The sequence below is a fragment of the Kitasatospora saccharophila genome, assembly GCF_039529925.1.
GTDB classification, from domain to species: Bacteria; Actinomycetota; Actinomycetes; order Streptomycetales; family Streptomycetaceae; genus Kitasatospora; species Kitasatospora saccharophila.
Map to the genome: position 1 here is coordinate 1 of NZ_BAAANS010000051.1, position 14,237 is coordinate 14,237.

Genomic DNA, 14,237 nt, shown 5'->3' on the forward strand with positions numbered 1-14,237 from the left:
CGGCGGCGGACCGCGCCGACGACGCGGTGGCGGGCGCGGCGGGCCCGGAGGCGACCGGCACCGGGGAACCGCCCTCCGCCGGGTCGGCCGGCGCCGCCGCGGACGGCGGGGCCTGCTCGGCCGCACCCACCGCGGGCGGCACGTCCGCACCGCCGACCACCACCAGCAGCCCGGCCACCACCGCCACCGCGGCCACCACCCCGCCGCCCAGCACCACCCGGCCGGGCCCGCGCCGCCGCGCCCGCCGGTGACCGCGCCGCACCGGCCCCGCCCGGTGCGAACCGCCGCCGCGCGACGCCCCCCGCGACGCCCCCCGCCGGTGCACCGCCCGGCCGGGCCGGCCGGACGGCGCCCGGGGGACGTCCGGGTACCCGGCCGGGTCGTAGCGGCCGTCGTCCGGCAGCGGCACCAGCGCCAGCCCCGCCAGCAGGCCCTCCGCCGGGACCAGGCCGCGCCGGTGCTCCCCGCACAGCGCGCACTCCCGGACGTGCCGCCCGATCCGCTTGCGCCACAGCGTGCCCGGCAGGCCGTTCCAGCCCGCCGTCAGCTCCGCCAGCCACGGGCAGCCGGGCACCGCCGCCAGCGCCCGGACCACCACCCGGGCCGCCTCCAACTGCCCCTTCATCCGCTGCACCCGCACCGCCGCGTGCTGCGGCGACACCTCCAGCGCCGCCGCCAGCTCCGCCCGGGACAGCTCGCCCGCCGCCTCCAGCCACCACAGCGACAGCAGTTCGCGGTCCGCGCCGTCCAGCCACCGGGTCGCCTCCGCGACCTCCCGGCGCTGCTCCGACAGGCCCAGCCGGACGATGGTCAGACCCACGAAGTCCGCCGCCGGATCGGCCACCGCCGCCGGGTCCGGCACCGCCTCCATCCCGGCCACCGCGTCCGCGTCCCGGAACCGCCGCCGCACCTGGTTCAGCGCGATCGCCACCAGCCAGCTGCGGAACCCCGCCGGATCGCGCAGCGCCCCCAGGCCGTCCACGGCCCGCAGCATCGTCTCCTGCACCACGTCGTCGGTGTCCGGGTGCCCCGACAGCGCCCGGCCCACCACGTTGTACACCAGCGGCAGGTGCCCGCCGACCAGCTCCGCCACCGCTTGCCGGTCACCGCGCTGCGCCCGCCCGACCAGCGCCGCCGCCCGCCCACTGTCCACAGCCCGGTCCGTCCTCGTGTTCTCTCGTCCTGCCCTCACACCCTCGGAGATCCACCGGGCGACGGCGGATAACGCAAAATGCGGACCGGACCGCTCGGTGCTCCCCGAGGCCCTCCGGGCTCCCGGAGGCCCTCCGGCGCTTCCCGGCAGACGCGAAGCATAGTGAGCCGCCCGGAGAACGGCGAAGCCCGCGCGCCCGGGGCGGACGCGCGGGCCGGGGCCCTGCCGGTACGGCCGGGCCCCTCAGTACCAGTTGTGGGCCTGCCAGAACGACCAGGCGCCGCAGGGGCTGCCGTAGCGGCTGTTCATGTAGCTCAGGCCCCACTTGATCTGGGTGGCCGGGTTGGTGCGCCAGTCGGCGCCGGCCGTGGCCATCTTGGAGCCGGGCAGCGCCTGGACCAGGCCGTAGGCGCCGGAGGAGGCGTTGGTGGCGGTGTAGTTCCAGCCGCTCTCGCGCTTCACGATCTCGCTGAAGCACTGGAACTGGGCGTCGTCGCCGATGATCTGCCGCGCGGTGTCCTGGACCGACCCGGCCGGGATCGTGGCGAGCACGCTGCGCGCGGCGGCCTGGCTGGCCTGCTCCTTGGCGGCCCGGTCGGCCTTCTCCTTCGCCGCCTTGTCCGCCTGCTCCTTCGCGACCCGGTCTGCCTCCTCCTTGGCGGCCCGGTCCGCGTCGGCCTTGGCCTGGGCGTCGGCCGCGGCCTTCTGCCGGGCGGCCTCCTCGGCGGCCTTCTTCGCGGCGGCGTCGGCGGAGACCTGCTGCGCGTCGGCCTGGTGGCCGAGACCGTCACTGACCTGCTGGGCCTGCGCACCCGCGGGGGCCTCACCGAACAGCGTGGCGCTCGCGACGTCGACCGACCGGACGGGGGCCGTCCCGCCTTCGCTGCCGGCCGCCGCGCCCACCACGGCACCGACGGCGGTCACCGCGGTGGCGGAGACGACAGCGACGCCCCGGACCGAGATCCGAGTCACATGCTTTCCTTCCGGCGTCGCCCGGCACCAGAGCCGCCGGGCGGGTATCCACCCCGCGGGCCCCCGTCCCGCCGACCGGAGCCGGTGGACCTGCGGTGCCGTGCGCGGGGCCTGACGCCGACTCACCCTGCCGCACCCGGACGGCTCCACGCAATCGCCTGCGCCGTGGCGGATCTCACAGCGGCGCCCCCGTCCGGACGCTCGGTGGACGGATGGTGACGCCCCGTCAGTTCCGGCCCCGTCCGCCCGGCCCGGTCCCGTCCGCCCGGCCCGGTTCGGCGCAGCCCGGTGCGGTGCGGTGCAGCCCGGTGCGGTGCGGCGTGACCCGGCCGGCCGGTGCCTTTGCGCGGGCGGCGCCGCGGCGGAAGGCTGGAGCCCGCACGCCCGCACGCCCGCACGCCCGCCTCCTCGACCACCTGGAGTCCCCATGAAGACGTCCGAACGCCGCTGCGGTGCGGCGGCGAACGGGTTCTCGATCGGCTCGATCGGGTCCTTCCTGTCCATCGGCTCGGTCGGGTCCTTCCTCTCGATCGGTTCGGTCGGCTCGTTCCTGTCCGTCGGCTCGATCGGCTCCGCGCTGTCCGTGCTGTCCGTCGGCTCCTGGCGCAGCACCGCCTCCGCACTCAGCGCCGACTCCGTCCTCTCCCTGCTCTCCTACCGCTCGGTGCACGCCGTCCGCGCGGCCCACCGGCGCCGGGGCGGGCACGGCTGACCGGCCCGAACCGTCAGTGGCGGATGGGAACGTGTACGGATGAACGAAGCGCCCGGCTCCATCGCCGACTACTGGAACGACGCCGCCCCCGCCTTCGACCAGGAGCCCGACCACGGCCTGCGCGACGGCACCACCCGGCTGGCCTGGCAGCGCCGCCTCGCCGGGTGGCTGCCCGGTGAGGGGCTCGACCTGCTGGACGTCGGCTGCGGCACCGGCTCGCTCGCGCTGCTGCTCGCCGAGGCCGGGCACCGGGTGACCGGCGTCGACCTCGCCCCCGCGATGATCGACCGGGCCCGGGCGAAGTTCGCCGCCGCCGGCCTGGAGGGGCACTTCCTGACCGGCGACGCCGGCCGCCCCCCGACCGGCACCGCCCGCTACGACGCCGTGCTCTGCCGCCACCTGGTCTGGACGCTGCCCGACCCGACCGCCGCCCTGCGCGCCTGGGTCTCCCTGCTGCGCCCCGGCGGCCGCCTCCTGCTGGTCGAGGGCCGCTGGCGGGAGGCCGGCGCCGTCGTCGAGCCGTACGCCCCCGGTGCCGAGGCCCTCCCCTGGGCGGGCGGCGTCCCCGCCGCCACCCTCACCGCCGTGCTCCGCCCGCTGGTCCGCGAACTCGACCTGCACCCGCTGGAGTCCGAGCCGGCCCTGTGGGGCGGCCCGGTCCACGACGAGCGCTACGCGGTGCTCGCCCGCTGCTGAGCCCGGCGCGGCGGCCGGCCGGGCGAACGGACGGGTGGGCGGACGGGCGGGCGGGCGACGGGCTGCTGGCGGGCGGATGGACGGGCGGACGGGCTGTCGGTGCGGCGCGCTACGGTCCCGCCCATGGCCGACACCGAACTGACCACGCTGCTGGGCGTGTTGAACGGCAAGCGCAGGCACGTCCTGGAGATCCTGGCGGGCCTCGACGAGGAGGCCCTGCGCCGCCCGGTGCTGCCCTCGGGCTGGACCTGCCTGGGCCTGGTGCACCACCTCTCCCTGGACGTCGAGGAGTTCTGGTTCCGGGCGGTCGCGGCGGGTGAGCGGGCCGCGATCGAGGAGATCCTCGGCTCCGGGGCCGACGCCTGGCACCCCGACCCGGCGCTGACCGCCGAGCAGGTCTTCGCCCGCTACCGGCAGGAGACCGCCCGCGCCGACGCCTTCCTCGCCACCGCCGACCCGGACGCGCCGCTCGCCTGGTGGCCGGACTTCTTCGACGACTGGCGCTACCACACCCTGCGCGAGGTCGCCCTGCACGTGATCACCGAGACCGCGACCCACGCCGGGCACCTGGACGCCGTCCGCGAACTCCTCGACGGGCGCCAGCACCTGGTACTCGACTGAACCCGGGCCCCGGGCCCCGGGCTTCGCGGCCCGCCGGCTCAGTGGGCCGGCTCGCCGAGCCAGACGCCGGCGGCGGTGTCGAGCGGGAGGCCGAGCGCGGCGCAGAGCCCGACCACGGTGCCGAAGCCGGGGCTGGGCAGCCGGCCCATCTCGATCTTGCGGAGGGTCTCGGGGGAGATCCCGGCACTGTGCGCGACGGCGACGGGGTCGCGGCCGGCCCGGGTCTCGCGCAGCAGCGCACCCAGGCGGCGGCCGGCCTCGATCTGCTCGGGGGTCAGGGGGACTCGCACCATGCGGACACGCTACTCAACCGGCTCACCCCCGCCCAAGCGTCCGGCTTCAGCGCAGCGGCAGCTCCGCCCCGCCGTCCGTTCCGCCGCCCGCCCCCTCGCCCGTCCCGCCGGGCTCCCCGGCCGGGCGGGGGCCGTGGATGCGGCGCTCGGCGGCGTCGATGCGGACGTCGTCGATGCTGGCCTCGCGGCGGCGCATCAGGCCGTGCGGGTCGAACTCCCACAGCTCGTTGCCGTAGCTGCGCCACCACTGGCCGTCCGCGTCGTGCCACTCGTACTGGAAGCGGACCGCGATCCGGTCGTCCCCGAAGGCCCAGAGCTCCTTGCGCAGCGCGTACTCCTGCTCGCGGCGCCACTTGGCGGCGAGGAAGGCGGTGACCTCGGCGCGGCCGGTGAGGAAGACGTCCCGGTTCCGCCAGACCGTGTCGGGGGTGTAGGCGAGGGCGACGCGCGCGGGGTCGCGGGTGTTCCAGGCGTCCTCGGCGGCCCGGACCTTGGCGAGCGCGGTGGCGCGGGTGAACGGGGGGAGCGGCGGGCGGTGCTCGGACACGGCGGCCTCCAGCAGTCCGGCGGGATGGAGAACGCTCGTTCTCCAGGGTGGCGGGGCCTATGCTAGGGAACGACCGTTCTCCATGTCAAGATCCACCGGACCGGAGCCGCCGATGCCCGCCCCGCTCACCGAGGAACAGGCCCGCCAGGACGGCGAGGCGCTGCTCGACGCCGCCGAGGCGCTGTTCTACGAGAAGGGCGTGCGCGCCGTCGGCATGGACGAGCTGCGCGCCGCCTCCGGACTGCCGCTCAAACGCATCTACCGCCTGCACCCGGCCAAGGACGACCTGGTGGTGGCCGTGCTGCGCCGCGCCGACCGGCGCTGGCAGGCCCGGCTGTCCGCCGCCGTCGAGACCCGGCACGACCCGCGGGCCCGGCTGCTGGCCGCCTTCGACTGGCTCGGCGACTGGTTCGCCGAACCCGGCTACCGGGGCTGCGCCTGGATCAACGCCTTCGGCGAACTGGGCCCGTCCTCCCCGGCGGTCCTCGCCGAGGTCCGCGCCCACAAGGCCGCCTTCCACGCCCGACTCACCGGCTGGGCCCGCGCCGCCGGCCTCGCCGACCCGTCCCCCGTCCCGCTGCTGGCCGAGGGCGCCATCGTCACCTCCGCGATCACCGCCGACCCCGCCCCGGCCCGCCGGGCCCGCGCCGCCGTCGAGGCACTGCTCGACGCCCGAACGGCATGAGCGGCACGGGCGGCGCGGGCGGGGAGGCGGTCGCGGGCCGGGAGCGGCGGGGCAAGCTGGTGCGGGACCGGATTCCCGAGATCATCCGGGCGGCGGGCGGGGAACCGCAGGTCCACGTCGCGGACGGGGACGAGTACCTGGCCCGGCTCGAGGCGAAGCTGCACGAGGAGGCGGACGAGGTCCGGGCGGCCGCCTCCGCGCCGGAGGCACTGGAGGAGCTGGCGGACCTCCTGGAGGTGCTGCGGGCCCTGGCGGAGGCGCACGGGGCGGACTTCTCCCGGGTGGAGGAGATCCGGCGGCGGAAGGCCGAGGAACGCGGCGGCTTCGCCGGGCGGATCGTCTGGACCGGCAACCGCTGACACCGCCCGCCGGTCGGCGCCGCGGGGCGGGCGGTCGAGGGGGCGGCACGCCGCTGCCCCGTGCGGCTCGGCCGCCCGCCCGGGGGCACCGGTCGCGGTGAGGCCGCTCCGGCAGCCGTCGGCCGGCGAGCGCGAAGTCGCGGTACCCGTCCTGGGCCACCCCCCTGATCGACCCGGCGGCGGCGCACGGCTCCGGTCCGGTGCGCCGCGAGGGCCGGGGCCTCGCCCGCGCCCGTCGCCACGGCGATCTCCCCGCCGAACTCGTCCCCTTCGCTCCCGGGGTCCAGCGGCGGGAACCCGGCGCGGGCGGTACCGACGGGCCCGAGGAGCTGTTCGACCGATCGGCCCCGGGCCGGGGCGCCGAGGGCGAATGGCTCAACGAGGTGGCGCACCCCAGCGGCCCAGAGGCCATCGGAGGTGCGCCCGTCCGCCGAGCGGGGCCGGGCCGTCGCGAGCCCGGCCCGCCACCGCACGGCGTACCGCCCGCACCGCCGTTCCTCCGCCCCGGCGGTCTCAGTGGCGGATCTTGGTGAAGCAGAGCGTCGAGTCGATCCTGCGGCTGGAGACGTACCGGATGCCGTAGTCGAACTCCTCGCCGCAGTGCTTGTCCTCACCGAGCAGCTGGTCCGCCATCTTGTACTCGGCCTCCGGAGAGGTGCAGTCCACGACGGTCGGCACCGGGTGTCCCTCCGGATCGGCGACCTTGACGCAGTCCCCGACCTCCGGATCGTGCGTCTTGGCCTCGGCCGCCCGCGCGGACCGCGACGCCTCCGCCTTGGCCTTGCCGCCGGTGGGGCTCGTGTTGTAGTTCCACACGTACCAGCCACCGCCGCCGAAGACCGCCAGCACGATGGCGACGGGCAGCAGCGCCTGCAGCGGGCTCCGGCGCCGCGGCCCCGACGGCCCGGCCGGCGGGCGCGGCCCGGGTGCGGGCTGCTGGACGTACGGCGCGGGCGGCTGGCCGTGGGCGGGCTGGTTGCCGTAGGGCTGGCCGCCGTACGGCTGGGGCTGGCCGCCGTAGGGCTGGCCGCCGTACGGCTGGGGCTGGCCGCCGTAGGGCTGACCGCCGTAGGGCTGGCCGCCGTAGGGCTGGGGCTGGCCGCCGTACGGCTGCGGGGCCGGCGGCTGCCCGTACGGCTGGTTCGGGTAGGGCGGCGGTGCGGACATGAGTGGGTAACCCCCGTGGCAGACACATGCGAATGATCACCGAGACGGTGACCACCGAAGGGTAGTGGTCGGCATTCCCCTTCGATCCGCCGGGCGGCCCCGCGGAGAATCCCCCCACAATTCCCGCACTTTTCCCGGACTTGACCTCCACCGCGGAGGGTCCGGGCCGGCCGCGGCGGGCCCGCGAACGGCGGCCGCTCGCCGCATCGACTCCGCGCACGGTCGCCCGTGCGAGGTGGTGCACGCCGGCTCGTGCGCCGACACCCGCAGCGCGCTCCCCGGAACCGCCCGGCCGGGTCCGGGCGGTATTTGAATACCGGGGCCTGCTAGCGTGTCGCTGTCCGCTGCCGGTATTCAAATACCGGTGGTTCTTTCGACCGGGCGGCCGGGCGGCCGTCGTGCAGGGAGCTGTGCCGTGATCGAGCTGAAGACTCCGCAGGCGATCGAGAAGATGGCCGTCACCGGCCGGTTCGTCGCCCGGACGCTGGCCGAGCTGTCGGGGCTGGCCGAGGTCGGGCGGGACGTGATGGACCTGGAGCTGCGGGCCAGGAAGCTGGTGGCGGACCGCGGGGCCGAGTCCTGCTACTGGAACTACGCGCCCTCCTTCGGGCGCGGGCCGTTCCGGAACGTGATCTGCCTGTCGGTGAACGACGCGGTGCTGCACGGGCAGCCGCACCCCTACCTGCTGCGCGACGGGGACGTGCTGAGCCTGGACTTCGCGGTGTCGATCGACGGCTGGGTGGCCGACTCGGCGGTGACCGTCATCGTCGGCACCCCGGACGAGCAGGACGTCCGGCTGGCCGAGTCGACCCGGACCGCGCTGGACGCGGCGATCGCGGCCGCCGTGCCCGGCAACCGGATCGGGGACATCTCGGCGGCGATCGCCAAGGTCGGCCAGGGCGCGGGCTACCGGATCAACACCGACTTCGGCGGCCACGGCCTGGGCCGCACCATGCACGAGGACCCGCACGTCGCCAACGTCGGACGGCCCGGGCGGGGCCTGGAGCTGAAGCCCGGGCTGACCCTGGCCCTGGAGCCGTGGTGGTGCACCGGCTCGGCGAAACTGCGGGTGGACGCGGACGGCTGGACGCTGCGTTCGGCGGACGGCTCGCGCGGCGCGCACTCCGAGCACACGGTGGCGATCACCGAGGACGGGCCGCGGGTGCTCACCGCGCTGTCCTGAAGGGGCAGTTCGGCCACGGCGGGTGACGGCCCCGTGGACGGTGGGTGGCGGCTGTGGCCCGTCCCATAGGCGGATCGCTGGACAGTCGGCGCGCGGTCAGCGCGGGGCCACGGAGCGTGTGCGGTTCCCCGGCCGGGGGCGGCCAAAACCGGTGAGCCCGGTCACAGCCGCCGACGGCCGGGCCCGGGAAATCGCGGTCCGGCCGGTGCCCGAGGGGTGCTGTACTGGCGGTAACCAGGCCCTGACCTGCGTAAACCTTGGAATGCTTGGAGTTCTGCGAAAGCGCCCGTAGCTTCGTAACCAGTGCAGGGCGCACTACCCGGGATCACCCGAAACCAACGCCCCGGTGCGGCGGACCAGCCGCCCGACGGGCAGGGTGACCGCGACGGAGAGCGGGTCGGACATCGACCGCACCGTCCGATCCACAAGCGCGAGAGACCTCAGGCCCTTCCGGGCCCCTGGTTCCGCCTTGCCTGCCCGGGGCATCCGAAAGGAATCGCATGATCTTCCGTAACGAGACTGCCGCCACCACGACCGCCACCACCGCCGAGAAGGGCAACCGGAAGCGCAACCGCGTCCGGGCCGCCATCGTCGCCGGCAGCGCGGTGGCCGTCCTCCCGGTGGCCGGCCTCGTGACGGCGACCTCGGCCTCGGCCGCGGACGTGTCCACCTGGGACAAGGTCGCCCAGTGCGAGTCGACCGGTGACTGGTCGATCAACACCGGCAACGGCTTCTACGGGGGCCTGCAGTTCACCTCCTCCACCTGGGCCGCCTTCGGCGGCACCGCCTACGCCCCGCAGGCCAACCAGGCCACCAAGGCGCAGCAGATCGAGATCGCCGAGAAGGTGCTGGCCTCCCAGGGCCCCGGCGCCTGGCCGGTGTGCTCCGTGCAGGCGGGCCTGACCCAGGGCGGCGCCGCCGCCCAGGTCGACACCTCCTCGTCCACGAGCACCAGCAGCTCGAACAGCTCCGACTCCGCGAGCACCAGCACCAGCACCAAGTCCGCGAAGCCGGCCACCACCGACTCCGCCGCGGCCTCCGGCAACACCGCGGACAGCGGCAAGTCCTCCTACCAGGGCCACCAGTCCTGGAAGAAGAGCGGCGGCAACACCGGTGGCGGCAGCTACACCGTCAAGTCCGGTGACACCCTGAGCAGCATCGCGGCCGCCAACGGCACCACCGTGGACGCGCTGTTCAGCGCCAACGCCCAGACCATCGGCGCCTCCGCCGACGTCATCTACCCGGGCCAGGTCCTGACCGTCTGATCCGAACAGGTCAGGCTCCGCCAGGGGCGCACGCACGACGCCGACGGCCACCCCTCATGTCGGGAGGGGTGGCCGTCGGCGTTCCCGCGCACCGGGGGATCAGTCGAACCAGTCGGGCTCGGCGGCGTCGATCAGCTCGCGCAGCGCCGGCCGGTCGTGGAACGCGCCGGAGAGCAGCGCGCCCAGCTCGCGCAGCGCCGCCGCGTCCTCCCCGTACGCCACGAACATGCCGGCCTCCGGGTCGTACCGGAACCGGCCCTCCAGCTGCGGGGCCCGGGAACGGACGGCGGAACGGGCCACCGCCTCCCAGCCGTACCCGCCGTTCTGCTGACCCGCCGCCTCGAACACCTCGTCCACCTCGACCATCCGGTCGTCCGTCAGCAGCAGGCCGTACGAGCCGGGCTTGTGGTCGTACTCGATGAACACCAGCGGGGCGAAGGTCTCACGATCAGTCATGGCGTGGACGCTAGCGGTGGCCACCGACAGTCCGGCCCGCACCGGTACGGCGGGGCGGCGGGTCGGCGACGGGGTCAGCAAGGGTCAGTAGGGGAGGACCTCTTCGACCGCGCTGGTGCCCGCGCCCGGGCGGGACTCCCACCGCCAGGTCTCGTCCAGGCGCAGCCGCCCGTCCGCGAGCCGGGTCAGCACGCTGGTGCAGTGGCCCGACGCGGTCTCCCCGGCCCGGTTGAGCTGCACGTACCGGAACTCGACGGTGTCGCCGCTGCGGGTGCCGACCAGGTGGCCGCGCACCACCTCGCCGCCCCGGTAGTCGGCCCACACCAGGCCGTCCTCCTCGTGGTAGGCGAACCGGGTGCCCGGGCCGACCTCGCCGCCCTCGGGGCGGGACACCGGCGCGAACTCCAGCCCGTCGAGCGAGGGCAGCGAGGACAGCATGGCGGGGCTCCTTGGACGTGCGGGCTGGTGTGCGGCCCAGTCGACCACGTCGGGCCCGGCGCCCACCGGGGCATCCGCATCATGGACAGTCCGGGACAGAACCCCCGTGCGGCCCACCGGCGTTCAGCCGCCGAGGAGCAGTCGCTCCAGGGCGGCCCGGGCCCGGGCGTCGGAGCGGGCCCGGACGGTGACGGCGGCGGCGAGCTCCCGGGTCCACTCGTCCAGCGGCACCGGGCGGCGCGACAGCACCACGCCGCGCACCACCCGGCAGACCTCGGCCGCCGCCCGGTCCCCGGTCAGGGTCAGGGTGAGCCGCTGGTCGCCCATCGACACCTCCAGCCGCTCGATCCGGCCGGGCCGACCGGCCACCCGGTCGGCCAGGCTGCGCCGGCGCTCGACCGCGACCGCGTCGGCGGGCAGCGCCTCGGCGAGGGCGTCGGTCAGCACCCGGCCGTACACCTCCAGGTCGGCGGCGTCCCGCCGGAGGGCGGCCGTCAGCAGGTCGATCGAGTCCTCGTCCCGCGCGGCCGGTTCGAGCTGGCCGTCGTCGCTCATGTCACTCCTCGGGGTGGTCGGTCGACGGGTGCGCAGCCTAGTCGTCCAGGCTCAGCACCATGGTGGGGCGTTCGATCTCGTGGTCCTCGCGCAGCGGGCGGACGGCGGTGCCGATCGCGAAGAACTCGGTGGTGTGGCCGCCCCAGCGGTGGTTGTGGGCGTTGAGCTGCACTCCGACGATGCCCTCGGCGCCCAGCTCCTCGGCCTCGGCCTGCATCCGGGTCATCGCCAACTCCCGTGCGTCGTAGAGGGCCTGGGTGAACGGTTCGATCTCCACGTTCTTGCCGAGGTTGGAGAAGACCGCGCTCACCTTCTGGTGCGCGATGTGGTAGACGCAGGTGCCCATGGTCATGCCGAGCGGCGCGTAGCCGGCCCGGATCAGGGTCCAGAAGTCCTGGCCGGAGAGGTCGGAGGTGAACGGCTGGCCCTTGTTGTTGCGCCAGCCGGTGCCGCCGGGCGCCGGGTGGTCGGCCTTGACGGCGGTGCCGATCGCGATGAACTCGGCGATGTCCGAACCGAATTCGCGGGCCTCCACGCTGAGCCGGACGCCGACGATCCCGTCCGCGCCGAGCGCCGCGGCCTCGGCCTCCATCCGGGTCATCGCCAACTCGCGGGCGTGGTACATCGCCTGGCTGAGCGTCTCCAGTTCCTGGTTCTTGCCCCAGCGGCCGAGCTGGATCCCGACGTGGTAGATCGAACTGCCCAGGACCAGGCCGATCGGCTTGAACCCGGCCTCCCGGACCAGCAGGAACTCGTTGACCGACAGGTCGCTGGTGAAGATCGAGCCGGGCCTGCCCGGCTGCAGCTTGGCGAGGCGCCGCATCGCGTCGGCCGGCACGCCCTGGGCGGTGGGATCGGAGGTGCTCATCTGGTCAATCTCCCCGTGACGGTGCTGGGTCGGTGTTCGAACGGAGGGCGGGCCGCGGTCACCGGCGGGCCGCCCGGGCCAGGCGGCGGCGCAGCCGGTCGCCGTCGCCGTTCAGCGGCATGACGGTGAGGGTGCGCGGCCGGGCGGGCGCGGTGGCGAAGCGGGCGACCGCGGTGCCGTACAGGACGTTCTCGGTGACGTGGTCGGTCTGCTTGTCGTTGTTGAGGCAGTGCTCCTCCCAGACCCGCAGGGTGTTGTCGGCCAGGATCATGCCGTCCCCGCCGAGCTTCGCCACCTGCTGCCGGACCTGGGTCCGGGCGTCGGCCCGGACCCGGCCGACCAGTTCGCTCCAGCCCGCCACCTCCTGGTTCGACCAGGAGTACCGCTGCAGGCCGGTCCGGTAGTCGTCGTGGCGCACCCCGACCGACATCCCGACCAGCAGGCCCACCGGCACCCAGCCGGCCGTGAGCAGCTTGGCGAAGCCCGCGCCGTCCAGGTGCGAGGTGAACGGGTGGTGCGGCCGCACCCCGCCGGCGGCGCGCACCGCCGTGCCGATCACCTTGAACTCCAGGCAGTGCGACGCGGCCGGGAACGGGGCCACCGTCAGCTGCGCCGCCACCACGCCGTCACCGCCGAGCGCCGCGCACTCGGCGGTCATCCGGCCCAGCGCGGCACGCCGGGCGTCGTCCAGCACCTTCACCAGCGCGGCCGAGGGCGCGCCCTCGCCCGACAGCGCGACGGCGGCGGGCTTCCCGCCGGAGAGCCAGCCCGTCCCCCGGTAGCCGCAGGCGTGGTAGCCCCAGTACCGGCCGCTGCGGCCGACCCGGTACACCGCCGACCCCATCACCTGACCGACCGGCTCGAAGCCGACCGACCTGACCGCGGCGAACTCGCCCACCGACAGCGCCGACGACCAGGTGCCGTCGGCCCGCTCCCGGGCGATCCGCGCCGCCGCGACGGGCGGCAGCCCCTCGCCGTTCCAGGACTCCACCACGGCGTCCACCCCCCGTTCCAGCCCGGCGGTTCCGGTACCGATCCGGTACCGGGGCCCGGACGAGCACCCTACGCACAGCTGACGAACGCGCCGTCAGGAGGGTCCGGTTCCCGCCGCCCGCCGTTCCGCTGCCCGCCGTTCCGCCACCCGTCTTCCGCTACCCGTCTTCCGCCGTCCGGCGGGCCCTCAGGAGTCGGCGGAGCCGTCCCGGTCCGGGGGCGGGTCCTCGAACTCGACGTCGACGTGCTGCTCGGGCCGGCGCTCCTCCTGCCGGGCGAGGTCCTCCAGCACCTGCTCGTCCGGGCCGGTCAGCGGGGGCTGGAGCAGCGAGCGGGGCCACAGGCGGCGGGCGAGGACGGTGTTCGACTCGGCGGCGTACACGGTGATCTGGGCCGCCAGGTAGAGCCAGGAGAGCAGGCCGATCACCGTCGCGAAGAAGCCGTAGACGGCGGTCGCGTGCCGCAGCTGGTGCGTCACCAGGACGGCGCCGAACGCCTGCAGGACGGTGAACAGCGGGCCCGCGACCAGGCTCCCGGGCAGCAGCCCGCGGGACGGGACCTCCTTCGGGGTGAGGATCCGCAGGCAGGCCAGGAACAGCCCGGCGTTCAGCGCGGCCGACAGCAGCAGCCCGCCGATCCGGGCCGCCGGGCCGCCCAGCGCCGCGCCCACCAGCGCCGCCGCGGCCGTGCTCAGCAGCAGCCCGGTGCCGAGCGTCGCGAACAGCGCCAGGCTGCGCCCCAGCCGGGGCCAGTAGCCGGGGCGCCGCACCCCCGGGACGTTCCACACCTCGGCCATCGCGTGCTGCAGCACCTGCGCGATGCCGAGCGCCCCGTACAGCAGGCCCGCCACGCCGATCACCAGGGCCAGGCCGCTGCCCTGCACCGAGTGCACGTTCTCCCGCAGCTGGTCGCCGATGATCGGGAAGTCGGCGAGCGCCGAGTCGACCACGGCCTGCTGCGCGTCCGGGTGCCCGTGCAGGACGAAGCCGAGCACGGTGGACAGCAGGAGCAGCAGCGGGATCAGCGACACGAAGCCGTAGTAGGTGATCAGCGCGGCCAGCAGCCCGCCCCGGTCGTCCCCGTACTTCTTGACCACCCCGACCACGACGGCCAGCGGGCGGTTCCGTTGCTGCGTGCGGTCCACGGCGCGCAGGGCGCGTTCGACGGGGTTCACGGCGCGGGCTCCTCACGGGTGACGGACGGCACCCGCGCGTATGCCCGGCCGGCGGGTGTGAACGCCTGCCGGGCGGAAAGGCGGCCGGAGGATCCGGAGC

At 75.4% G+C, this 14,237-nt stretch carries 18 protein-coding genes; 7 read left to right on the forward strand and 11 right to left on the reverse strand.

Going from position 1 to position 14,237, the window contains the following annotated elements; all coding sequences use genetic code 11:
• Positions 1-1,153 (reverse strand): RNA polymerase sigma factor (locus tag ABD345_RS29915; protein ID WP_344556640.1); only part of this gene is annotated, 1,153 nt, incomplete at its 3' end.
• A 243-nt stretch (positions 1,154-1,396) separates the two neighbouring features.
• Positions 1,397-2,125, reverse strand: a complete 729-nt coding sequence (locus tag ABD345_RS29920) for an aggregation-promoting factor C-terminal-like domain-containing protein (protein WP_344556642.1) — start codon at positions 2,123-2,125, stop codon at positions 1,397-1,399.
• Between the two features lie 427 nt (positions 2,126-2,552).
• Here ABD345_RS29920 and ABD345_RS29925 point away from each other — a divergent pair, with 427 nt between their 5' ends.
• The 3 genes from ABD345_RS29925 to ABD345_RS29935 all read left to right on the forward strand — a co-directional run bounded on the left by ABD345_RS29925 (position 2,553) and on the right by ABD345_RS29935 (position 4,154).
• Entirely contained in the window at positions 2,553-2,837 is a 285-nt protein-coding gene (locus ABD345_RS29925; protein ID WP_344556644.1) for a hypothetical protein, read from the forward strand.
• 39 nt (positions 2,838-2,876) lie between these two features.
• Positions 2,877-3,533, forward strand: coding sequence for a class I SAM-dependent methyltransferase (locus ABD345_RS29930; RefSeq protein WP_344556646.1), 657 nt, complete (start codon positions 2,877-2,879; stop codon positions 3,531-3,533).
• Between the two features lie 123 nt (positions 3,534-3,656).
• A complete protein-coding gene (locus ABD345_RS29935; RefSeq protein ID WP_344556648.1) occupies positions 3,657-4,154 on the forward strand; it encodes a mycothiol transferase in 498 nt (165 codons plus the stop codon).
• Positions 4,155-4,192: 38 nt separating this feature from the next.
• On the opposite strand, the gene ABD345_RS29940 is transcribed toward ABD345_RS29935, so the two are convergent.
• Both ABD345_RS29940 and ABD345_RS29945 read right to left on the reverse strand, forming a co-directional pair.
• Positions 4,193-4,447, reverse strand: a complete 255-nt coding sequence (locus tag ABD345_RS29940; protein WP_344556650.1) for a helix-turn-helix domain-containing protein — start codon at positions 4,445-4,447, stop codon at positions 4,193-4,195.
• A 46-nt stretch (positions 4,448-4,493) separates the two neighbouring features.
• Positions 4,494-4,994, reverse strand: a complete 501-nt coding sequence (locus ABD345_RS29945) for a nuclear transport factor 2 family protein (protein WP_344556652.1) — start codon at positions 4,992-4,994, stop codon at positions 4,494-4,496.
• A 112-nt stretch (positions 4,995-5,106) separates the two neighbouring features.
• Here ABD345_RS29945 and ABD345_RS29950 point away from each other — a divergent pair, with 112 nt between their 5' ends.
• Positions 5,107-5,679 (forward strand): TetR/AcrR family transcriptional regulator, encoded by a 573-nt coding sequence (locus ABD345_RS29950; protein ID WP_344556713.1) that lies wholly within the window; start codon positions 5,107-5,109, stop codon positions 5,677-5,679.
• A complete protein-coding gene (locus ABD345_RS29955; RefSeq protein WP_344556654.1) occupies positions 5,676-6,038 on the forward strand; it encodes a pyrophosphohydrolase domain-containing protein in 363 nt (120 codons plus the stop codon). The genes ABD345_RS29950 and ABD345_RS29955 overlap by 4 nt, the downstream gene beginning before the upstream one ends.
• 513 nt (positions 6,039-6,551) lie before the next feature.
• Here the strand turns inward: ABD345_RS29955 and ABD345_RS29960 are convergent.
• Positions 6,552-7,205, reverse strand: a complete 654-nt coding sequence (locus ABD345_RS29960; RefSeq protein ID WP_344556656.1) for an LppU/SCO3897 family protein — start codon at positions 7,203-7,205, stop codon at positions 6,552-6,554.
• 415 nt (positions 7,206-7,620) lie between these two features.
• Between ABD345_RS29960 and map the strand changes: the two genes are divergently transcribed.
• Both map and ABD345_RS29970 read left to right on the forward strand, forming a co-directional pair.
• Complete coding sequence (gene map, locus ABD345_RS29965) at positions 7,621-8,388, forward strand: type I methionyl aminopeptidase (RefSeq protein WP_344556657.1); 768 nt, start codon at positions 7,621-7,623, stop codon at positions 8,386-8,388.
• Between the two features lie 500 nt (positions 8,389-8,888).
• Positions 8,889-9,653: a transglycosylase family protein gene (locus ABD345_RS29970; protein ID WP_344556658.1), complete on the forward strand. Its 765-nt coding sequence runs from the start codon at positions 8,889-8,891 to the stop codon at positions 9,651-9,653.
• Between the two features lie 99 nt (positions 9,654-9,752).
• Here ABD345_RS29970 and ABD345_RS29975 read toward each other — a convergent pair whose 3' ends face one another.
• From ABD345_RS29975 to ABD345_RS30000, 6 genes are all read right to left on the reverse strand, one after another.
• Positions 9,753-10,109 (reverse strand): immunity 51 family protein, encoded by a 357-nt coding sequence (locus tag ABD345_RS29975; RefSeq protein ID WP_344556659.1) that lies wholly within the window; start codon positions 10,107-10,109, stop codon positions 9,753-9,755.
• Between the two features lie 84 nt (positions 10,110-10,193).
• Entirely contained in the window at positions 10,194-10,547 is a 354-nt protein-coding gene (locus ABD345_RS29980) for an avidin-fold protein (RefSeq protein ID WP_344556661.1), read from the reverse strand.
• 123 nt (positions 10,548-10,670) lie between these two features.
• The gene (locus ABD345_RS29985; RefSeq protein WP_344556663.1) at positions 10,671-11,102 is read right to left on the reverse strand and encodes a hypothetical protein; all 432 of its coding nucleotides are present in this window, start codon (positions 11,100-11,102) and stop codon (positions 10,671-10,673) included.
• Between the two features lie 37 nt (positions 11,103-11,139).
• Entirely contained in the window at positions 11,140-11,970 is an 831-nt protein-coding gene (locus tag ABD345_RS29990) for a heavy metal-binding domain-containing protein (protein WP_344556665.1), read from the reverse strand.
• A 58-nt stretch (positions 11,971-12,028) separates the two neighbouring features.
• Positions 12,029-12,973, reverse strand: coding sequence for a heavy metal-binding domain-containing protein (locus ABD345_RS29995; RefSeq protein WP_344556667.1), 945 nt, complete (start codon positions 12,971-12,973; stop codon positions 12,029-12,031).
• A 177-nt stretch (positions 12,974-13,150) separates the two neighbouring features.
• The gene (locus ABD345_RS30000) at positions 13,151-14,137 is read right to left on the reverse strand and encodes a YihY/virulence factor BrkB family protein (protein ID WP_344556669.1); all 987 of its coding nucleotides are present in this window, start codon (positions 14,135-14,137) and stop codon (positions 13,151-13,153) included.
• Positions 14,138-14,237 lie beyond the last annotated feature (100 nt).